Raw genomic sequence first — 20,454 nt, 5'->3', positions numbered from 1 at the left:
CAACGACAACCGCCCAGCTACCAATAGGTTGCGCAACCGCTCAAGGGGCCAGCGGGCGCTCCCCGGCAAGATGGACGCCGCCGGTGCCGACCGACACGCCCACTTTCCCGCAGCCGATCAGGAAGATCGACTTCTCCGCGCAATTGGAGGTGCGCGCGAGCATGCGTTCGCGCTCCATCGGCACGCCTTCGTTCTTCGGGTCGGCCGGATCGCGCTCGACCAAGGGCACGCGGTAGCGATCGGCATCGCGCCGCCCGCATACGGTCACCTCGTCCGGCTCCGTCGCAGCCGCGCAGCGCGGGCCGGCTGCGGTCTTCTCGCGGTACCGCACGATCGCATCGTCGGAGGCCGACTGGAGCAGCGCCAGCAGTGCTGCGATCATCATTTCGCCGGCTCGGCGGTTGCCGGCCGCGGGGGATCGTCGAGCGGAATGGGAATCCGGCCCGATTTGTCCGGGTGCTTCCTGAGCGCATCCTTGATCAACCCGGCCGCGCCCGTGATCATCGGAATGAGCGGCGGCCCGAACCCGACCTGGCAGCCGCCCTGCCGTGCGGCGCAGGGAGTCGCGTCGGCGGCAAGCGCGCCGCTGCCCGTCAGATAGCGATTCGACGGCACCGGCACATTCGGCACCGGCTCCCCGGGAAGCGGCAGCCGCTGGCTTGGCAACGCATCGCCGCACACCACCACATCGCCATCGCTATCGGTCCGGGCTGCGTCGCTACCGGCCGCGCTGTCGCTCTTGCGGGAGGGCCGGCATGGTTCGTCCGGCACGGGCACGAGGATCGACCATCGTTCGGGCTCGGCCTTGGCCGCCGGCGCCGCCTGGAGCGCCAGAATCGTGAGCAATGCCAGCATGATCCGCGACTCCCGAAGTCCCGGCCATCATGCAGTGCGGCCGGCCCTCACGCAAGCGCGGGCGCCGCCGTTCAGGCGCTGATCGGCGCCACCCCCAGCCGGGGAATCTCGATCGCCGGACAGCGGTTCATCACCACTTTCAGCCCGGCCGCCTCGGCGCGCGCAGCGGCGGCCTCGTTGATCACGCCGAGCTGCATCCACACCGACTTTGCGCCCACCGCGATCGCCTGGTCGACCGCTTCGCCAGCCGCGGCTGAATTGCGGAAGATATCGACCATGTCGATCTTGTCGCCGAGCTGCGCCAGCTCACGGAACACGAACTCGCCATGGATATGCTCACCGGTGATCTGCGGATTGACCGGGATCACGCGGTAGCCATGCGCCTGAAGCGACTGCATCACCCGGTAAGACGGCCGGTCGGGCCGATCCGAGGCACCGACCAGGGCGATGGTGCGCACCTCGTCGAGCAGCGCCTTGATCTCCGTATCGCTGGTGAGTGGCATCTTATCGTCCCTGTTCGATCCAGTGAAACACGCGCTGTGCGATGCCGGAGAACGCAAGGGATTCGACACCGTTCCCGCTCGCCGGCGGCACGCCCGCGTCGGACGCCGAACGGATCGCCATGTCGAGCGGGATCCGGCCGAGGAACTCGATCCCCAACTCTTCCGCCGCGGCCTCGGCGCCGCCCCGGCCGAACGGATCGGACACCTCGCCGCAATGCGGGCAGATATAGCCCGCCATATTCTCGATGATGCCGATCACCGGCACGCCCGCCTTCTGGAACAGGTCGATCGCGCGGCGCGCATCGATCAGCGCCAGGTCCTGCGGGGTGGAGACGATCACCGCGCCCGCCGGCTTGTGCTTCTGGATCATCGAAAGCTGCACGTCGCCGGTGCCGGGCGGCAGATCGATCACCAGCGTGTCCTGCGCCGCCCAGTCGGCATCGATCAGCTGGCCGAGCGCATTCGCCGCCATCGGCCCGCGCCACGCGATCGCCTGGTCGGGCGCGACGAGCTGTCCCATCGAGAGCAAAGGAACGCCGTACGGCGTCGCCACCGGCTCGAGCAGCTTGTCCTTCGCGGTCGGTCGCGACCCTCGCACGCCCATCAGCGTCGGCTGCGACGGCCCATAGATATCGGCATCGACCAGCCCGACGCGCCGCCCCAGCGCCTGCAGGCCGATGGCGAGGTTGGCCGACACGGTCGATTTGCCCACCCCGCCCTTGCCGCTCGCCACCGCGATCAGCAGGCGCCGCGTGCGCTGGCTGGTCAGCGCGATCCGGACGGTCGCGATGCCCGGAATGCGCTCCGCCGCGGCGCGCACGTCGCCCTCCATCGCATCGCGCGCCGCCTCGTCAAGCCCGGTCACATCGAGGAAGATGCTCGCCTTGTCGCCCTCGATCCGCGCGGTCGCGCGCTTTCCGGCGATGGGGTCGAGAGCGGCGTTCAGGGCGGCGATATCGGTCATCGTTGCGCAGATAGGGGCGTTAACGGCGCTTGCCACTGTTTTTCCGCCGCTACGGTCCTATAAAGGAGTCATGACGACCCTTCCCCGCTGGCTACAGCGCTTCACCATCCTTCAGTCCGACAATCCGAAAGGCCCCTGGGGCAGCGGTCCGGACAAGGGCGGGTCGGGCGGCGGCTCCGGCGACGGCAATGACGGCGGCCCGCGTAATCCCTGGTCGGTGCCCCCGCAGGGCCGCCCGCGCGGCGCCGGGCCCAGCGCGCTCGACGAGTTCCTGCGCCGCGCCCGCGGCGGTGGCGGCGGCAACGGATCGGGCGGCGGTCGTCCGCGCATCCCCGGCACGCCCAACGCCCGGAGCTTGTGGGCGATCGGCGTCGGCCTGATCGTGCTCGCCTGGCTGGTCTTCACCAGCTTCCACGCGATCGGCCCGCAGCAGCGCGGCGTCGTCACCTATCTCGGCCGCTATGCCGGCACGATCGAGCCGGGCATCCGCCTGACCCCGCCCGCGCCCTTCGCCAGCGTCACCAAGGTCGATGTGCGCAAGATCAACACCGAGACCTTCCCGGCCGATGGCGGCGGCGGCGAGAACCTGATGCTCACCGCCGACCAGAACATCGTCGATCTCAACTATTCGGTGCGCTGGGACATCAGCAATCCGCAGGACTATGCCTTCCAGATCGCCAAGCCGGTCGAGACGGTGCGCGCCACCGCCGAAAGTGCGATGCGCGCGGTGATCGCGACGACCGCGCTTGACGACGCGATCGGCCAGGGCCGCAACGCGATCGAGCTGCGCGTGCAGGACACGATGCAGCAGATCCTCGACAGCTATAATGCCGGCATCCGCATCCAGGGTGTCGCGATCAAGCAGGCCGCGCCGCCGTCTCAGGTGATGGACGATTTCAAATCGGTCTCGGCCGCGCAGCAGGAAGCGCAGGGCATGACCAACCAGGCGCGCGGCTATGCCCAGCAGGTGCTGGCCCATGCCCAGGGCGAGGCCGCCGCGTTCGACAAGGTGTACGAACAGTACAAGCTCGCGCCCGAGGTGACCCGCCGGCGCATGTATTACGAGACGATGGAGCAGGTTCTGGCCAAGACCGACAAGACGATCGTCGAAGCCTCAGGCGTGGTTCCCTATCTGCCGCTGCCCAATGGCGGGCGCCGCCTGCCGGATGTTCCAGCGGCGACCGCGACAACCCCCGCGCCGGTGCAGGGAGGCGGCCAATGAGCAATCTTTTCCGCAATCCGATCGCGATCGGCATCTCGCTGATGCTGCTGGTGATCCTCGCCGCGAGCACCTTCGCGATCGTGCCCGAAACCAAGCAGGCGGTTATCCTGCGCTTCGAGCAGCCGGTCGGCGACGCGATCAACCGCTGGCGCCCGAACGAGAAGTTCGGCAGCACCGGCGCCGGCCTGATCGCGCGCTGGCCCTTCATCGACCGGCTCGTCTGGGTCGACAAGCGCGTGCTCGACGTCGATCTTGACGACACGCCGGTGATCTCGACCGACCAGCTCAGGCTCCAGGTGGACGCCTATGCCCGCTTCCGCATCGTCGATCCGCTCAAGGCGGTGGTTTCGACCGGCAGCTCGTCCAACACCGAACAGCGTGTGATCGACGCGCTTCAGCCGCTCTTCGGCTCGGCGCTGCGCAACGAACTCGGCAAGCGCCCGTTCGCGGCGCTGCTCAGCCCCGAGCGCGGCCAGGTGATGGACAATATCCAGGCCGGCCTGCAACGCCTCGCCGGCCAGTATGGCGTGCAGGTCGTCGACGTCCGCATCAAGCATGCCGACCTGCCCGACGGCAGCCCATTGGATAGCGCGCTCGCAAGAATGCGCACCGCGCGTCAGCAGGAGCGCGCCTCGACCATCGCCCAGGGCCAGAAGGCGGCGCAGATCATCCGCGCCGAAGCCGACGCCAATGCCGCGCGCATCTATGCCGAAAGCTTCAGCAAGGACCCGGGCTTCTACGATTTCTACCGGGCAATGCAGTCCTATCGGCACACCTTCGGGGCTGACGGCGATCCGACGACCAAGGGGACGACGTCCATGGTCCTGTCGACCGACAATGCCTATCTCAAGGAATTCAAGGGCAGTCGCTGAGCCTGAATCGTTCGGGAAAGCTTTCAGGCGGTTCATATTCAATCGCCGTTCAGCAACCATCCGCAACACGGACGGTTGTCGCGATACGGCAGACGAGAGGAAACGACCCAAGTGCGCTACGCTTACGCCATCACCGGTGCCCTGCTCCTGAGCGGCGCTGCCGCTGCCATGACTTTGGAGCCGCCAGCAGGTCAGGTCGCGCAGAACGAGCCCGGCACCATCGCCGCCGCCGCCCCCAAGGCCGGCGCCCCGATGAGCTTTGCCGACATGGTCGCCACGCTCCAGCCCGCCGTGGTCAACATCTCGACCACGCAGCGCGTGACCCTGCAGCAGCCGACCAACCCCTTTTCTGGCACGCCGCTCGGCGACCTGTTCGGCCAGTTCGGCCAGGGCCAGGGCAATAACGGCCAGCCGATCACCCGCGAGGCGCAGTCGCTCGGCTCGGGCTTCATCATCTCGCCCGACGGCTATGTCGTGACCAACAACCATGTGATCGCGGCCGGTGCCAAGGGCGCCACGGTCGAATCGATCAAGGTCACCCTGACCGACCGCAAGGAATATGTCGCGAAGCTGATCGGCCGCGACCCCGCCTCGGATCTCGCCCTGCTCAAGATCGAGGCGAAGGGCCTGCCCTTCGTGAAGTTCGGCGATTCGGCCCGCGCCCGCGTGGGCGACTGGGTCGTCGCGATCGGCAACCCGTTCGGCCTCGGCTCGACGGTCACCGCCGGCATCGTCTCGGCGCTGCACCGGGTCACCGGCCAGGGCGGCGCCTATGACCGCTTCATCCAGACCGACGCGTCGATCAACCAGGGCAATAGCGGCGGCCCGATGTTCGATCTCGGCGGCAACGTGATCGGCATCAACTCGCAGATCCTGTCGCCGACCGGCGGCAATGTCGGCATCGGCTTCGCCATTCCGGCGGAAGAGGCCAAGCCGATCATCGACACGCTGATGAAGGGCACCGCGGTCAAGCGCGGCTATCTCGGCGTCGGCATCCAGCCGCTCACCGACGACATGGCCGCCGCCTTCGGCCTGTCGGCCAACCAGGGTGAGATCATCTCCCGCATCGAACCGGGCGAAGGCGCGGACAAGGCCGGGCTGAAGCAGGGCGACGTCGTCGTCCGGGTCGGCGGCAAGGACGTGACGCCCGATCAGACGCTCAGCTATCTCGTCGCCAACACGCCCCCGGGCACGCGCGTGCCGCTCGAGATCATCCGCGGCGACGGCAAGCGCCAGACCATCACTGCGCTGGTCGGCACCCGTCCGTCCGAGGAAGCGCTCGCCAATTTGAACGGCGGCGGCGACGATGATGACGGCCTGCCCGAAAGCGGTCCGCAAAGCGGCCAGCAGGCGAGCGCGAACGCGCTCGGCCTGTCGGTCCAGCCGCTGACCCCGAACATCGCGCGCGGCCTCAACATCGACCCTGCCGTGCAGGGCGTGGTGGTCGTCGACGTCGATCAGTCGAGCGATGCGGCGACCAAGGGCCTGCAGCGCGGCGACGTGATCCTTTCGGCCAACCGCGTCCCCACGCGCAGCGTCGCCGATCTCGCCGGCGTGGTCACCCAGGCGAAGGCCGCCGGCCGCACCACGATCGCGCTGCTGGTCCAGCGCGGCAAGAACCCCGCCGTCTTCCGCGCGGTGAAGATCAAGTAAGCCCTTCGATTCCTCCCCATGCGCTGCATGGGGAGGAATTTACCCTCCCCACCTTTCGTCCCGCCCTGAATCGCGCGATACCGCCCTCCCAACTCCGGAGGACCTATGGCGGACGGCACCAGCATCTTCATCGGCAGCAACGCGAACGGGCAGCGCCAGCAGCTCGAACTCAAGCGCGCCAACCGCCACGGCCTGATCGCGGGCGCGACGGGCACCGGCAAGACCGTCACCATCCAGGGCATTATCGATGGCCTGTCGGCCGCCGGCGTTCCCTGCTTCGTCGCCGATGTGAAGGGCGACCTGTCCGGCCTCGCCATGGCCGGCTCCCCCACGTCCAAGATGCACGAGATCTTCGCCGCCCGCGCGAAGGAGATCGGCTATGAGGATTGGCATTATGCCGACAATCCCGTGCAATTCTGGGATCTGTACGGCGAGCAGGGCCACCCTATCCGCACCACCGTCTCGGAAATGGGGCCCTTGCTCCTCTCGCGGCTGATGGACCTGAACGAGGTACAGGAAGGCGTGCTGACCATCGCCTTCCACGTCGCCGACAAGGAAGCCATGCTGCTCCTCGACCTGGACGATCTCCAGGCGATGCTGGTCAATTGCGGCGAACGCGCCGACGAGTTGACCACCACGCTCGGCAACGTCTCGAAGCAGAGCATCGGCACGATCCAGCGCTCGCTGCTCCAGCTGCGCAGTCAGGGCGGCGAGAAATTCTTCGGCGAGCCCGCGCTGACGATGAGCGACTTCATCGGCGTGGACGACAAGGGCCGCGGCATCGTCAACATCCTCGCCGCCGACAAGCTGATGGCCAGCCCGAAGCTCTATGCGACCTTCCTGCTCTGGCTGATGAGCGAGCTGTTCGAGCACCTTCCGGAGGTCGGCGATCCCGACAAGCCGGTCCTCGCCTTCTTCTTCGACGAAGCGCATCTGCTCTTCGCCGACGCGCCCAAGGCGCTGCTCGAGAAGATCGAGCAGGTCGTGCGCCTGATCCGGTCGAAGGGCGTCGGCGTCTATTTCATCACCCAGAACCCGATCGACATCCCCGACACGGTCGCCGGCCAGCTCGGCAACCGAGTCCAGCACGCGCTGCGCGCCTTCACCCCGCGCGATCAGGCCGCGGTGAAGTCGGCCGCCACTACTTTCCGGGCCAATCCCGGTGTCGATGTCGAAAAGGCGATTACCGAGCTGAAGGTCGGCGAGGCGCTGGTCTCGCTGCTCCTGCCCGATGGCGCGCCCGCCCCGGTCGAGCGCACCCTTATCAAGCCGCCGGCCTCGCGCGTCGGCCCGGTCACCCCGGTCGAGCGCGGCGTGATGATCCAGACCGACCCGATCGGCGCGAAATACGACACGCTGATCGACCGCGAATCGGCGGAAGAAATCCTTTCCGCGAAATCGCAGGAGGCCAGCGCAGCCGCCGCCGAGGCCGCCGCAAAGACGGAAGCCGACAAGACCGCCGCACTCCAGGCCAAGGAAGACGCCCGCGCCGCGAAGGAGGCCGAACGCCAGCGTATCGCCGATCAGCGCGAGGCGGATCGCCAGGCGAAGCTCGCCGCTCAGCAGCAGAAGGAAGCGGAGCGCGCCGCCGCCAATTCCCCGTGGAACCGCGCCATTACCTCGGCCACCCGCTCCGCCTCCTCCGCGGTCGGCCGGTCGGTAGCGAACGAGGTGTCGAAAGCGGTGTTCGGCTCGTCACGCGGCGCCGGCTCGGGCATCGTCGGCGGGCTGGTGCGCGGGATCCTCGGCGGGTTGTTCAAAGGGCGGTAAGCGCCGGATATGGCGCGGCCCGCCGTCCCGAAGGACGACGGGCCGCGCACGCCACTTTGCGGTGGACTGGCTTCAGAAGTTGACCCGGACCCCGCCCGAATAGCGGCGGCCGAACCGCTCCCATTCGATCGTCTGGACCGTGCTGGTCGGGCTGGGCGTGCCGGTCGCGGTAAGCAGGTTGCCCGGCTCCGAATAACGGCGGCCCGGCTTGTTGAGCACGTTCGAGACATCGGCATAGATCTCGAAATTCTTCGTGATCGCGTAGCGCGCGGAGATGTCCATTTCGTCGTCCGCCGCCCAATAGGTGTCGCCGGCGTCGGTCAGGTCGTCAGCGATGCCGTCCAGCCAGGTGCTGCGGCGCTGATACTGCACGCGCAGCGACATGCCGTACTTCTCGTAATAGGCGCCGACATTGTAGATCAGGTCGGACGTGCCGGGCAGCCGCACCTTGCGCGCCGGGATGGCGCCGATCGCGGGCTTGGTCACTTCGCTGTCATTGACCGTGAGGTTGGCGGAGATACCGAAGCCGCCCATCCAGCCGGGCAGGCCGAGATCGCTGGTCCAGGGCTCGATCTGCAGCTGGGCCGCCACTTCCGCACCGAACACGCGCCCGTCGCCGCCATTGGTGATCCTGGAAAAGTCGTAGCCCGAACGAATATTCACGCCGCTGTCCAACTCGGCAGATCCGAACTTCCGGGTCTGGCGATACAGAACGTCCTTGACCTTCTTGTAGAACAGGCCGGCCATCAGATAGCCCTGTGGGCGCACATACCATTCGAAATAGGCGTCAACGCCATAGGCGCGTTCCGGCTTCACGTCGGGGTTGCCACTCGAAATCGTCTGGTTGGCGTCGCTGATGACGATGTTCGGACGTAGCTGATCATAGTCGGCCCGCGCGGCGCCCGAGTTGAACGAGAGGCGCAATTTCTTGGTGTCATCGACGTTGAAATTGAGGTGCAGGCTGGGGAAGAACAGCGTCTGGCTCGACTCTGCGGTCACCAATCCGCTTGGGGTCGTGCCAACCAGCTTGATCGCCTCGCCGCTGTTTTTGAGATGCTCGACCCGGACGCCGCCGAGGACCGAGCCCCAGTCGTACTTGACCGTGCCCATCACGAAACCGGCATAGACCTGCTCGCGCACGCGGTAATTATTGCCCGTGTTGGGCGTGAAGGCGAAATTGGCGCGTGCTGCCTCGGAAACAGCGCGCATCTTGTCGGTGTCGAAATAGTGGAAGCTATAACCCAACGGAATCTTGCCGGCGAACGGGTCGCTCAGCGCGAACTGGTTGAAATCGTTCGGCAGGCCGACCTTGGCGAACTCCGCAGCGCGCGTGGCGGAATCGGACCCGAGCAGAATCTGCTGCTCATCGGCCACCTTGGTGCGCTGATCGAACTGGAACCCGGCCTTGAGCACGGCCTCACCGCCGAACAGCGCGAGGTCGCGCGAGAGGACGAGCTTGCCGGTATAGGCATCGGTCGTATCGACCGCATCGAGCACGGTGAAGGACGATGGCGGCTTGGTGAAGCTGTCGACTGCGGTCACCGCCGTGCCGGCCTGATAGCGGGTCGGACCGCTCAGCTGGGTGGTGGTGAAGAGCGCCAGGCGCGAGAAATTAGGGTCGCTGAAATCATAGCTCACCGTAGGACGCAGCGTGCGTGTGCTCGGGCTGTCCCAGGCGATTTCGCCGACGACTGAGCGATCGTCCTTCGACTGGGTGTAGTTGCCCACCCAGGCCAGATGCCAGCTGTCGCCGAAATCATGATCGCCGGCGAGGGTGTTGGTGAAGATCGACTGGCGGAAGGCGCGCAAGGTCGAACGTTGGCGGATGTCGATGCCGTAGACCGTGCCCTTTTGCGGGGTGTTGCCGATGCAGATATCGGCATAGCCGCTGGTGGTCGGGGTCGTGTTCACCGTAGTAGGGCACGCGGCGCTGTTGGCGACGAGATCGCCCTGGCGATCATCGAGATCGAAGCGGTAATTGTCGCGCGCCTCATCGTCGGTAAAGATCGTGTAGATCGACCGCAGCGAGATCGTGTTGTCGGAATCGGGCTTGTAATCGACTCGGCCCGAGACCGACCAGTTGCGGCGGGTCAGGCGATACAGCTTGTTCTCCGCCTCATGCGCCCAGAAGCGCGTCGCGTTGCCGGGCCGCGTATCCTGCGAGACGCGCTCGTAATCGGTCTCGAAATTGTCGGTGACCATCGCGCGCTGGTAATAGCTGCCCGACAGCAGCACGCCGACCTCGCCGCCGCCCAGGTTGAAGCGATCGGAGACGACGGCGGAGCCTTCATATTGCTTGCGGTTGCCGAGCTCGGCGATGCCGAAACCGGCCTTGCCGGCGAAATGCGCGCCCGTATAGTCGAAGGCCGAGCGGGTGATGACGTTGACGTTGCCCGCCACCGTCTCGCCGGGCATTTCCGGGGTCACCGCCTTCGAGACGACGATCTGCGACGCGATCGCCGACGGGATCGAATCGAAGCGCGCATCGCGACCCTCGGGGCTGACGATGTTGATCCCGTCGAACGACAGGGTGGTCCAGTAATTGGGCGCGCCGCGCAGCGAGATGTAGCGCGCCTGGCCCTGGTCGCGCTCGACCGCCACGCCGGGCAGACGCCCGGTCGCCTGGGCGATGTTCTGATCGGGCAGGCGGCCGACGCTGTCGGCCGCTGCAACCGTGACCAGCGAAACGGAATTCTTCTGCACCGCGAGCGCGGATGCTTCCGATTCCGCAATCGGGCGGGAGCCGGTGACGATGATGTCGCTCGCATTCTCGGCCGATTCCCGCGCCTGCGCCTCGCCCGGCGCTTCCTGCGCCACCGCGACATTGATCGGCATCAAGAGCGCGGCAAGCGCGCAGCCCCCCAGAAATGTCCCCTTGCGAACCATGATAGACCCCCTTTTGCGATGAATTGACCGGTTATGTGGCGCGTGCGAACGGGCGCCTCGATCACTGCCGGTAGGAGTCGAACATGAACTGTAAGTGCGATATCCGTTACATTTCAGTGACATTGGCGTTGCTGTTTTGTGACGCAGCACAGGCGCAGACTGCCTCTCAACCTGCTTCCACGGCCCTTCCCGTGGTCACCGTCCAGGCCTCCGCAGAGACCGAGGCGGTCGCCACCGCCAATGCCGATGCGGCCGATGACCCGGCAATCTGGCGCAATCCGGCAAACCCCGCCGCGAGCCTGATTGTCGGCACCGACAAGAAAGCCGGGCTCTATGTCTATGGCCTCGACGGCAAGGTCCGCGACTTCAACAACGCCGGCGCGGTCAATAATGTCGACCTGGCCGAACATGGCGGCCGGATCCTCGTCGCGGCGAGCGACCGCAGCGATCGCGCCAATGCCCAGGTCGCGCTGTTCGCGCTCGACGGAGCGGCGGGCAAGCTGACCGCCCTCGGCAAGGTCCCGGCCGGTACCGGTGAAGCCTATGGCATCTGTCTCTACAATACGCCCAATGCGCTCTACGCCTTCATGGTCGTGAAGGACGGCACGATTCGCCAGCTCGCACTCGACCTATCGGGCAAGGCACCCCAGGCCAAAATCGTCCGCACCATGAAGCTCGGCAGCCAATCAGAAGGCTGTGCGGTCGATGCCGATGCCGGCCGGCTCTATGTCGCCGAGGAGGATGTCGGCCTGTGGCGCTTCGATGCGCGCGCCGGCGGCCCGGTCGAACCGGTGAAGATCGCCGCGGCGGACGGCCGGCAGATCGTCGCCGATGCGGAAGGCGTCGCCATCGCGAAGGATGCCAGCGGCGGCTATCTCGTCGTTTCGAGCCAGGGCGACAATGCCTATGCTGTCTATCGCCTCGCCGACGATAGCTATGTCGGCCGTTTCCGCGTCGCGCCCGGCACCTTCGGCGCGACCGAGGAGACCGACGGCATCGAGATCGCGACCGGCGATTTCGGCCCTGCCTTCCCGGATGGCGTGATGATCGCGCAGGACGGGAAGAATGCGCCCAGGGCGCAGAACTTCAAGCTGGTGCGTTGGGGGCGGATCAAGGCCGCGCTGGGCTTGTAAGCGGCGCTGGCAGAGGCGTAGGCTCGCCCTTCGGCAATGCGACAAAGGACTCGTACGATGGACGCCACTCTCGATCTTCGCCAGGATTGGGGCGCTGCGGCCGAGGCCGAGCTTGCCGATGTGGTCGAACTCCGACGCGCGATCCATGCCGATCCCGAGATCGGGCTTCACTGCCCGCGCACGACGGAGAAGATCAGGGCAGCGCTGGTGGGGCTCCCCCTCGACTATCGCGAGGGGACCTCGACCACCGGCTTCGTCGCCATCCTGCGCGGCGGCCGCGACAATGGCCGAACCGTGCTGCTGCGCGGCGACATGGATGCGTTACCGATGCAGGAGGAAACCGGCCTGCCCTTCGCCTCGCAGGTGCCCGGCGCGATGCATGCCTGCGGTCATGACGCGCACAGCGCCATGCTGGTCGGTGCCGCCCGCGCGCTCTGCGCCAGGCGCGACCGGCTGTCGGGCTCGGTCGTCTTCATGTTCCAGCCCGGCGAGGAGGGCTATCACGGCGCGCGCTACATGATCGAGGACGGGCTGCTCGACGAGCCCCGGCCCGAGGCAGCTTTCGCGCTTCACATCATGCCCAACGCGCCCGCCGGCGTGTTCTGGAGCCGCCCGGGGGCGTTGCTCGCCTCGACCGACGCGCTCAACATCACCGTGCGCGGCAAGGGCGGCCATGCCGCCATGCCGCATGAGGGGATCGATCCGATCCCGGTCGCCTGCGAGATCGTCACCGCGCTCAGCGCCTTTGTCGCGCGCCACATCCCGGTCACCGATCCGGCGGTGCTGTCGATCACCCAGATCAATGCCGGCTCGGCCTATAATATCGTGCCCGACGAGGTGAAGATGAAGGGCACGTTGCGCACTTTGTCCAACGCCACCCGCACCAAGGCGCGCGAAGGCCTGACCCGCATCGCCGAGCATATCGCGCTCGCCCATGGCTGCACCGCCGAGGTGGTGATCGACGACGGCTATCCCGTCACCATGAACGACCCCCGCGCGCTCGGCCTGATGCGCAGCGTCGCCGAGGAGCTGGGCGGGCCGGACGCGTGGCGCACGATGCAGGCGCCGATCATGGGCGGCGAGGACTTCTCCTATGTCCTGCGCGAGATCCCCGGCTCCATGGCCTTTCTCGGCGTGGCGCCCAAGGGCAGTGACGCCCCGACCAACCCGCCGCTCCACAATACCCGCATGACCATCGAGGAAGAGGTGATGGCGCGCGGTGTGGCGATGCACTGCGCCGTCGCCGAGCGGTTTCTCGACAACGGGTTCGATTGAGTCCGCGACTGCCAAAAAACAGCGTGTCGATTCAAATGCGACCGTGAGACGCTACCATCCGACCCGCTCCACGCTCGCCCCAAAGCGAACCGGACCCGCTCATTCTCATTGCCTGTTCCGCGGAATCGGCACCTGTTATTCACCTGTTCCGCACCTGTTATCCCGATAACAGGTGAGCGGCGGCATCATCTTGAAAAACAACCGGAAATCTGCTGACAAAATCCAACATAACAGGTGAGAAAAAATTCAGCCTGAAATAACAGGTGAAAACAGGTGAGCCTGTTGGAGAATCGCCCTCAGACCGCCCGCCCGATTCGCCGCAGGCTGCAATAAACGCAGAGCAGCTTGCGCGGGCCGGTCAACGGCTGGAATGAGCGGGCGGACGGCCTGTCCAGCTTCCGGAAGCTATGGCATCATCGGCCCACTACCGGGGGAGTGCCGAATGACCGATCGACCAGCCAGCATGTTGTGGCTCTATCTCCGCAGCGTCGCCGCCGTGCTTGTCGGCTTCGTCCTCATCGTGATGACTCATAACGGCACCGACGAACTCATGCATTCCACCGGGATCATTCCGCGCGGGGCGATGTGGAACCCGTGGCACAACCTCCTCGCCCTCGCCTATCGCTGCCTCTTCACCGTTGCCGGCGGCTTCGTCACCGCCTGGCTCGCGCCGCGCGCAAGGATGCGGCACGTGATCATCCTGGCGGTGATCGGCACGCTCGGCGGCATCGCCGGCGTGCTGCTGAGCTGGAACCTCAATCTCGGCCCGAGATGGTACCCGATCGCGCTGGCGGTGACGGCGTTCCCGGCGGTGTGGCTCGGCGGCTGGCTCTACGAGAGGCGGTACGGGCGGGCCTAATATAGCCCCTCCCCTTCAGGGGAGGGGTTGGGGTGGGGGACTCCGAGCAGCCATTGAACACTGCATTTGCGGGAATGCCCCACCCCCAACCCCTCCCCTGAAGGGGAGGGGCTTAAGGGCAAAACTCGTCTCGATAGAAACCACTGTCGCAGTCCCGCCCAATTATGCCACATGACCCCATGCAAGCATCCACGACCCCAGCCGCCCGTCCGCTCGCCGAGCTGACCATCCGCGGCATCATCCTGGGCGGGCTCATCACCGTCCTGTTCACCGCCGCCAACGTCTATCTCGGGTTGAAGGTCGGGCTGACCTTCGCCACGTCGATCCCGGCGGCGGTCATCTCCATGGCGATCCTGCGCTTCTTCAAGGATGCCAACATCCTTGAGAACAACATCGTCCAGACGATCGCGAGCGCCGCGGGCACCCTGGCCGCGATCATCTTCGTGCTGCCTGGCCTGATCCTGGTCGGCTGGTGGACCGGCTTCCCCTATTGGACCACCGCGGCGGTCTGCGCGGTCGGCGGCATCCTCGGCGTGATGTTCTCGGTGCCGCTGCGCCGCGCGCTCGTGACGGGATCGGACCTGCCCTATCCCGAGGGCGTCGCCGCGGCCGAAGTGCTCAAGGTCGGCGCCGCGGAAGACGGCGACGAGGAGAATGCCAAAGGCCTGCGCGTCATCATCCTCGGCTCGGTCGTGTCCGCCGGATTCGCCCTGCTCGCGGCAATGCAACTCGTCGCGGCTGCGGCGGTGAAGAACTTCCGCGTCGGCGGCGGCGCGACCGGTGCCTCGACCAGTTTCTCCATGGCGCTGATCGGCGTCGGCCATCTCGTCGGCCTGTCGGTCGGCGCGGCGATGTTCCTCGGCATGATGATCGCCTGGGGCGGCCTCATGCCTTATCTCACCAGCGGCGTACCGGGCGAACTCGACACCGTGGTCAGCACCGTCTTCCGGTCCGAAGTCCGCTTCATCGGCGCCGGCACGATCGGCGTCGCGGCGATCTGGACTCTGCTCAAGATCCTCGGCCCGATCATCGGCGGCATCCGCTCCGCCATGGCCGCGTCGCGCGCGCGCCAGGGCGGATCGATCCTCGAGCTGACCGAGCGCGACCTGCCGATCGGCATTGTCGGCCTGTCGATCCTCGGCACCCTGCCCCCGATCGCCTGGCTGTTGTGGAGCTTCTCCGCCGGCGGCCCGATTCACGACCACGGCTTCGCGGTGATTCTCGGCACGATCCTCTACATCCTCGTCATCGGCATCGTGATCGCCGCCGTCTGCGGCTATATGGCCGGCCTGATCGGCGCGTCGAACAGTCCGGTGTCGGGCGTCGGCATCCTCGCCGTACTCGGCGCCTCGCTGCTGCTGGTCGCGATCTACGGCCACAGCACCGATGTCGCGCGCACCAACGCGCTGATCGCCTATGCGCTGTTCACCACCGCGATCGTCTTCTCGGTCGCGACCATCTCCAACGACAATCTCCAGGATCTGAAGACCGGCCAGCTCGTCGGTGCGACGCCGTGGAAGCAGCAGTTCGCGCTGGTGCTGGGCGTGATCTTCGGCTCGCTGGTGATCCCGCCGGTGCTCGACCTGCTCAACACCGCCTTCACCTTCCAGGGCGCGCCCAACGCCAAGGAAACCGCGCTCGCCGCGCCCCAGGCGGCGCTGATCTCGTCGCTCGCCAAGGGCGTGCTCGGCGGCGATCTCGACTGGCGGCTGATCGGCGTCGGCGCCGGCATCGGGGTGGTGGTGATCTTCCTCGACGAGATGCTCGGCCGCGCCGGCAAGATGCGCCTGCCCCCGCTCGGCGTCGGCATGGGCATCTACCTGCCGATGGCGCTGACCCTGCTCATCCCGGTCGGCGCGTTGATCGGCCATTTCTACGACAAATGGGCCAGGCGCCAGAGCAACCCCGCCTTTGCCGAGCGCATGGGCACGCTCGCCGCAACCGGCCTGATCGTCGGCGAGAGCCTGTTCGGAGTGGCCTTTGCCGGCATCGTCGGCGCCTCGGGCAAGGACGCGCCGCTGGCGGTGGTGGGCGCGAGCTTCGAGACGATCGCCCTGTTCGCCGCGCCGGTAGCGTTCGCAGGCCTGATCTGGCTGCTCTACAGCCGGACAAAGGCAATGGCTGGGTCGCAGACCTGAATCCCTCTCCCTGCGGGAGAGGGTGGCCGAGCGTAGCGAGGTCGGGTGAGGGTGAGCAGCAAGCGTCCGCGACGTTTGCATGCTCGCTCACATCGCCCCGAGCAGCACCTTGATATCGATGAACGCAAACGCGACCGAGCTGTCCGCCACGCCGTACGGCACGAACAGCTTGTCGCCATGCCGGATCGCCCCGCAGCTATAGACCACATTGGGCACATAGCCCTCGCGATCCTCATGCGCCGCCGCCAGGATCGGCTCGCGCGTGCGGCCGAGCACCTTCGATGGATCCTCCTTGTCGAGCAGCACCGCACCGATCGAGTATTTGCGCATCGCACCGACGCCGTGGGTCAGCATCAGCCACCCCTCGTCGAGCTCGATCGGCGGGCCGCAATTGCCGATCTGCACCAGCTCCCACGGGTAATGCGGGGTCAGCAGCTTCTCGCCCTCTTCCCAGTGCGTGAGAGTGTCGGACTTGAGCAGGAAGAGGTTCTCCCCATCCTGCCGCCCCATCATCATATATTGCCCGCCGATCTTGCGCGGGAACAGCGCCATGCCCTTGTTGCGCGAGGCCGGGCCGCTCATCGGCACCAGGTCGAACGCGCGGAAGTCCCGGGTGCGCAGCAACTCCGACTGGATCGCCGATCCGTTGTACGCGGTATAGGTACCGAGCCATTCGGCCGAGCCGTCGTCATGCGTGAACTTGACGAGGCGCAGATCCTCCAGCCCCTTCGACTGCGCGGCGGTGATCGGGAAGATCACCGTGCCCGACAGGGTGGAATCGCGGTGGCGATAAACGGTGATCTCGCCTTCGGGCAATTCCTCCTCGTCCTGGCCGACCGCGTCGGTCGCCGTTGCGAAGGGGGGTTCGGGCGCCAGCTTCAGCTCGTTCTTGCTGGTGATGATGCCCTCGCGGAACGCGACCGAGGAGATATGCCCCTCGCCCACCGCGCGCAGCGACATCAGGATACGCAAGGATCCTTCCGGCATACCGGTCTGGTCGAAATGCGGCACGGCGCTCGGGTTCATCAGCGCCGCGGCGGCATAGCTATATTCATGGCAGAAATAGGCGCCGATCAGCTGACGCTTCTCGTCGCCGATCTCGCTGCCGTCGAGGCCGAGCATCTCCTCGATCTCGTCATAACGCGTCATGAAGACGCGCCGCGTCTGCCAGTGGCGCGCCTCGAAATCCTTGAGCACCAGTTCCAGCTCGGCCCGCGTCGCGGCGGTATCGAGCTGCATCACTTCGCTGACCAGCCGCTCGGTACGGCTGCCGCCGTTTCCGGCCCAGGCCAGATGGAAGGGGCGCACCACCACACGGGAAGGATCGGCATGCAGCCGCAACGCGTGGTGAAACAGTTCGATCACGTGTGGGCCTCGCACCTGGGACGTCTCGGCGACGTCGCTAGCGAGGCTATGCGACGGCGCGCTCCGGTCCTGCCACGCTTTCGACCCGCTTTGAAAGCCCCGAAATGGCGCAAGATGCCAATTGCAGTGCCAGAATCGACTCGGCGCCCTGATTACGGTTCAGGCCGGTCGGCATCAGCCCATCGAAGCAGCCGCCGTCCTGCGCCGTCGCCAGCGGCAGGTCGAGATCGTTCTGGCCCAGATACCAGCGATAGGCGCGCTGCGCTTCCTCGACCCAGCGCGGGTCCCCGGTCGCCTTGAACGCCGCGGAGCAGGCATCGATCGTCGCTTGTGCCTCGAGCGGCTGCTGGTCGAACGGCAGCGGCTCTTCATAGGCGCGGCCGAAGCTCTCCGTGCCGATCGCGCGGAAGCGGCCCTCGGGCGAGGTCTGCTGCGCGACGATCCAGCTCAGGGTCGACAGGCCGCATTTCAGCAGATCCTCACGCCCCAGCATCATGCCGGCGCGGATCAGCGCCTCGGGCAGGCGCGCATTGTCGTACGCCAGCACGATCTCGAACCACTCCCATTCCGGGCGCCGCGCTTCCTCGACCAGGGCAAGCAGGTCGTTGGAGAAACGCTCCAGGATGTTGCGCGCCAGCTCATGCCCCGGATGCGCGCCGAGCATCGCCGCCGCACCAAGCATGGCGAAGGCCTGCGCGCGCGGGCTGCCCAGCTCGAAGGCGAGTGACGCCGTCTCGTCGAACAGCCGCACCGCCCAATCGCGATGCTTGGCAAGGGTTGACCGACGCGCGGTCACACCCAGCGCCCAGATCGTGCGGCCGTTGGAATCCTCCGACCCATAGTCCTCGCACCAGGTGCGATCGAAATTCATGAAGTTGCGGAAACGGCGTTTGTCCGGGTTCCAGGCATATTGGATGAAGGACGCATAGACCGTCATCCATTTGTCGCGCACGCCCTCGTCGAGCGTGTCGATCGCGGTCATCAGCATCAGCGCGCGGACATTGTCGTCGATGCAATAGCCATGGCGGCGATCGGGCACCGAATAGATCGAATGCTGCAACATGCCGGTGGAATCGCTCATCCGCTCGACGGCGGCGATATCCGGCTTGAGCGGCATCAGGCGCACCTTGGGCGCAAGGCGGCGCGGCTTGGTCGCGACCATATCGGCGATCTCGCCCATTGCCACTTCGGCAAGGCGCGGCCAGATCATCGTCTGGCCTCGCGCATAAGCGCGCTCGGACAGTTTGATACGGTTGCGGTCGCTGCCCAGCAGCGCGTTGATCTCGCGCGCAAAGGCGGCGCCATCGCCGAAATCGACCAGCACGCCATGCCCGTCGGCGAGAATCTCGGTCGCATGGACATAAGGCGTCGAGACGACCGCCTTGCCCACGCCGACGGCGTAGGACAGCGTGCCCGAGGTGATCTGCGCGGGGTTGTTGTACGGCGTCACATAGATGTCGGCCGCCTGGAGATAGTCGATCAGGGCCTCATGTTCGAGGAACGCATCGATGAACGCGACATGCCCCGCGACGCCATGTTCCTCGGCCAGCGCCTTCAGCCGGTCACGATACGCTTCGCCTTCATGCGCGACCAGGTTCGGGTGGGTCGCGCCAAGCACGGCATATAGCGCGTCTGGATGCTCGGCGACGATCGCCGGCAACGCATCGATCATCGTCTCGATGCCCTTGTTGGGCGCGAGCAGGCCGAAGGTCAGCAGCGTCTTGCGCCCCTCCCAGCCGAACCGGGCCTTGAGCGTCTCGGGATCGACGAAAGCGCGATCCGGCACGCCATGCGGGATCATCACGATCGCCCGCGGGCTTGCGCCATAGACCCGCTCCAGGATCTCACGGCCACGTTCGGCCATCACCACGATCTTCGCGGCACGGCGCAACAGCCCTTCCATCACCCGGCGCTCATCGGCGCTCGGTTTTTCCAGGATCGTGTGGAGCGTGACGATGACCGGGATCGATACCCGGTCGAGCAAGGCGAGGATGTGCTCGCCCGCCGGGCCGCCATAAATGCCATATTCGTGCTGGACCCAGAGCGCCTGCGCCCCGCTGCGCTCGATCGCGCGGGCGGCCTCGATATAGGCGAGTCGATCCTGGTCAGGGATGCTCGCGGTCACTTCGGCTGGGTAATCGTAGCGGCCGGGATGATCGTCCATCGCATAGACGTCGATCTTCAGGTCGGGGAATCGGCCCTTCAACGCGGTGAACGTATCGGTAGTATATGTTGCAAGGCCGCATTTCCGAGGAAGGAAATTGCCGATCAATGCCAGGTGATCGATCGGGGTCACGACCTTTTCCGATAGAGCCATCGATTGAAACCTCTTGTGAAACGGGGCTGGGAGCCCCGGAATTGCCTCCCACGAACGGCCAAGTTTCAATATGGTTGCAGCAATGCTGCAGCGCAACAAGAGATTCGCGATAATCTAGGTCAAGATTAAGCCGAAATGAACGGCTCAGCCCCGCCCGCGATATCCCGGGACATCCTGGGAAGGCAGCCAAAGGCTCTCGGGGGGCGGTCCTGACTGCCAGAACACGTCGATCGGCATACCCCCGCGCGGATACCAATAGCCGCCGATTCGCAGCCAGACCGGCTTCATCTCCGCCGCCAGCCGCTCGCCGATGCCAACGGTGCAATCCTCATGGAATGCCTGGTGGTTGCGAAAGGATCCGAGGAACAGCTTCAGCGACTTGGATTCGACGATCGTCTCGCCCGGCGCATAGTCAATCACGAGATGCGCGAAATCGGGCTGCGACGTCACCGGGCAGAGCGAGGTGAATTCGGGCACGGCGAAACGCACCAGATAGAGGCGGCCGGGGCGCGGATTGGGGACATAATCGAGCACCGCCTCTTCGGGAGAAGCGGGCAGCGCGCTGGCCTGGCCGAGATGCTTGGGGGTCATGGCGGACTATCTAGGGTGCCGGTGCGCAAAATGGAACGGATCGAGCAATCG

16 protein-coding genes are annotated in these 20,454 nt (G+C 66.2%); 8 read left to right on the top strand and 8 right to left on the bottom strand.

Annotated elements, in window-relative coordinates; all coding sequences use genetic code 11:
• Positions 1–40: 40 nt before the first annotated feature.
• The 4 genes from AC1RT8_RS09300 to AC1RT8_RS09285 form a co-directional block, all read right to left on the bottom strand.
• Positions 41–382 (bottom strand): hypothetical protein, encoded by a 342-nt coding sequence (locus tag AC1RT8_RS09300; protein WP_493075326.1) that lies wholly within the window; start codon positions 380–382, stop codon positions 41–43.
• On the bottom strand, positions 382–855 hold the full coding sequence (locus AC1RT8_RS09295; RefSeq protein ID WP_493075325.1) for a hypothetical protein: 474 nt from the start codon (positions 853–855) through the stop codon (positions 382–384). The genes AC1RT8_RS09300 and AC1RT8_RS09295 overlap by 1 nt, the downstream gene beginning before the upstream one ends.
• 71 nt (positions 856–926) lie before the next feature.
• Positions 927–1,358, bottom strand: a complete 432-nt coding sequence (locus AC1RT8_RS09290) for a CoA-binding protein (protein ID WP_493075324.1) — start codon at positions 1,356–1,358, stop codon at positions 927–929.
• Between the two features lies 1 nt (position 1,359).
• Positions 1,360–2,322 carry an Mrp/NBP35 family ATP-binding protein gene (locus AC1RT8_RS09285; RefSeq protein ID WP_493075323.1) on the bottom strand — a complete coding sequence of 321 codons (963 nt, stop codon included), beginning with the start codon at positions 2,320–2,322 and terminating at the stop codon, positions 1,360–1,362.
• A 70-nt stretch (positions 2,323–2,392) separates the two neighbouring features.
• Between AC1RT8_RS09285 and hflK the strand changes: the two genes are divergently transcribed.
• The 4 genes from hflK (at position 2,393) to AC1RT8_RS09265 (ending at position 7,839) form a co-directional block, all read left to right on the top strand.
• Entirely contained in the window at positions 2,393–3,544 is a 1,152-nt protein-coding gene (gene hflK, locus AC1RT8_RS09280) for a protease modulator HflK (protein ID WP_493075322.1), read from the top strand.
• Positions 3,541–4,416 carry a protease modulator HflC gene (gene hflC / locus AC1RT8_RS09275; protein WP_493075321.1) on the top strand — a complete coding sequence of 292 codons (876 nt, stop codon included), beginning with the start codon at positions 3,541–3,543 and terminating at the stop codon, positions 4,414–4,416. The genes hflK and hflC overlap by 4 nt, the downstream gene beginning before the upstream one ends.
• Positions 4,417–4,527: 111 nt before the next feature.
• Positions 4,528–6,069 (top strand): Do family serine endopeptidase, encoded by a 1,542-nt coding sequence (locus AC1RT8_RS09270; protein WP_493075320.1) that lies wholly within the window; start codon positions 4,528–4,530, stop codon positions 6,067–6,069.
• A 105-nt stretch (positions 6,070–6,174) separates the two neighbouring features.
• Entirely contained in the window at positions 6,175–7,839 is a 1,665-nt protein-coding gene (locus tag AC1RT8_RS09265; protein WP_493075319.1) for a helicase HerA-like domain-containing protein, read from the top strand.
• A gap of 72 nt (positions 7,840–7,911) precedes the next feature.
• On the opposite strand, the gene AC1RT8_RS09260 is transcribed toward AC1RT8_RS09265, so the two are convergent.
• Positions 7,912–10,674: a TonB-dependent receptor gene (locus AC1RT8_RS09260; RefSeq protein WP_493075318.1), complete on the bottom strand. Its 2,763-nt coding sequence runs from the start codon at positions 10,672–10,674 to the stop codon at positions 7,912–7,914.
• A gap of 134 nt (positions 10,675–10,808) precedes the next feature.
• On the opposite strand from AC1RT8_RS09260, the gene AC1RT8_RS09255 reads away from it, so the two are divergent.
• The 4 genes from AC1RT8_RS09255 to AC1RT8_RS09240 all read left to right on the top strand — a co-directional run bounded on the left by AC1RT8_RS09255 (position 10,809) and on the right by AC1RT8_RS09240 (position 16,130).
• Complete coding sequence (locus AC1RT8_RS09255; protein ID WP_493075317.1) at positions 10,809–11,858, top strand: phytase; 1,050 nt, start codon at positions 10,809–10,811, stop codon at positions 11,856–11,858.
• 57 nt (positions 11,859–11,915) lie between these two features.
• Positions 11,916–13,133, top strand: coding sequence for a M20 metallopeptidase family protein (locus AC1RT8_RS09250; RefSeq protein ID WP_493075316.1), 1,218 nt, complete (start codon positions 11,916–11,918; stop codon positions 13,131–13,133).
• 442 nt (positions 13,134–13,575) lie between these two features.
• Complete coding sequence (locus AC1RT8_RS09245) at positions 13,576–13,992, top strand: hypothetical protein (protein WP_493075315.1); 417 nt, start codon at positions 13,576–13,578, stop codon at positions 13,990–13,992.
• A 179-nt stretch (positions 13,993–14,171) separates the two neighbouring features.
• Entirely contained in the window at positions 14,172–16,130 is a 1,959-nt protein-coding gene (locus AC1RT8_RS09240) for an OPT family oligopeptide transporter (protein ID WP_493075314.1), read from the top strand.
• 87 nt (positions 16,131–16,217) lie between these two features.
• Here AC1RT8_RS09240 and AC1RT8_RS09235 read toward each other — a convergent pair whose 3' ends face one another.
• The 3 genes from AC1RT8_RS09235 to queF all read right to left on the bottom strand — a co-directional run bounded on the left by AC1RT8_RS09235 (position 16,218) and on the right by queF (position 20,403).
• A complete protein-coding gene (locus tag AC1RT8_RS09235; protein WP_493075313.1) occupies positions 16,218–17,495 on the bottom strand; it encodes a glycoside hydrolase family 130 protein in 1,278 nt (425 codons plus the stop codon).
• A 46-nt stretch (positions 17,496–17,541) separates the two neighbouring features.
• On the bottom strand, positions 17,542–19,812 hold the full coding sequence (locus tag AC1RT8_RS09230; RefSeq protein ID WP_493075312.1) for a glycosyltransferase family 4 protein: 2,271 nt from the start codon (positions 19,810–19,812) through the stop codon (positions 17,542–17,544).
• A gap of 144 nt (positions 19,813–19,956) precedes the next feature.
• A complete protein-coding gene (gene queF / locus AC1RT8_RS09225) occupies positions 19,957–20,403 on the bottom strand; it encodes a preQ(1) synthase (protein ID WP_493075311.1) in 447 nt (148 codons plus the stop codon).
• Positions 20,404–20,454 lie beyond the last annotated feature (51 nt).

The organism is Sphingomonas sp. GW821-FHT10F11, from assembly GCF_058809095.1.
The sequence above is the reverse complement of the archived record's forward strand: the minus strand, read 5'-3'. Positions and strand labels throughout refer to the sequence as shown.

Bases quoted from the DNA above. Each gene is read 5' to 3' on its own strand.
- AC1RT8_RS09245 (WP_493075315.1), top strand. From the start codon at position 13,576: ATGACCGATCGACCAGCCAGCATGTTGTGGCTCTATCTCCGCAGCGTC.
- AC1RT8_RS09285 (WP_493075323.1), bottom strand. From the start codon at position 2,322: ATGACCGATATCGCCGCCCTGAACGCCGCTCTCGACCCCATCGCCGGA.
- AC1RT8_RS09230 (WP_493075312.1), bottom strand. From the start codon at position 19,812: ATGGCTCTATCGGAAAAGGTCGTGACCCCGATCGATCACCTGGCATTG.
- AC1RT8_RS09240 (WP_493075314.1), top strand. From the start codon at position 14,172: ATGCAAGCATCCACGACCCCAGCCGCCCGTCCGCTCGCCGAGCTGACC.
- AC1RT8_RS09265 (WP_493075319.1), top strand. From the start codon at position 6,175: ATGGCGGACGGCACCAGCATCTTCATCGGCAGCAACGCGAACGGGCAG.
- AC1RT8_RS09290 (WP_493075324.1), bottom strand. From the start codon at position 1,358: ATGCCACTCACCAGCGATACGGAGATCAAGGCGCTGCTCGACGAGGTG.
- AC1RT8_RS09300 (WP_493075326.1), bottom strand. From the start codon at position 382: ATGATCGCAGCACTGCTGGCGCTGCTCCAGTCGGCCTCCGACGATGCG.
- AC1RT8_RS09295 (WP_493075325.1), bottom strand. From the start codon at position 855: ATGCTGGCATTGCTCACGATTCTGGCGCTCCAGGCGGCGCCGGCGGCC.
- hflC (WP_493075321.1), top strand. From the start codon at position 3,541: ATGAGCAATCTTTTCCGCAATCCGATCGCGATCGGCATCTCGCTGATG.
- hflK (WP_493075322.1), top strand. From the start codon at position 2,393: ATGACGACCCTTCCCCGCTGGCTACAGCGCTTCACCATCCTTCAGTCC.
- AC1RT8_RS09250 (WP_493075316.1), top strand. From the start codon at position 11,916: ATGGACGCCACTCTCGATCTTCGCCAGGATTGGGGCGCTGCGGCCGAG.
- queF (WP_493075311.1), bottom strand. From the start codon at position 20,403: ATGACCCCCAAGCATCTCGGCCAGGCCAGCGCGCTGCCCGCTTCTCCC.
- AC1RT8_RS09260 (WP_493075318.1), bottom strand. From the start codon at position 10,674: ATGCCGATCAATGTCGCGGTGGCGCAGGAAGCGCCGGGCGAGGCGCAG.
- AC1RT8_RS09255 (WP_493075317.1), top strand. From the start codon at position 10,809: ATGAACTGTAAGTGCGATATCCGTTACATTTCAGTGACATTGGCGTTG.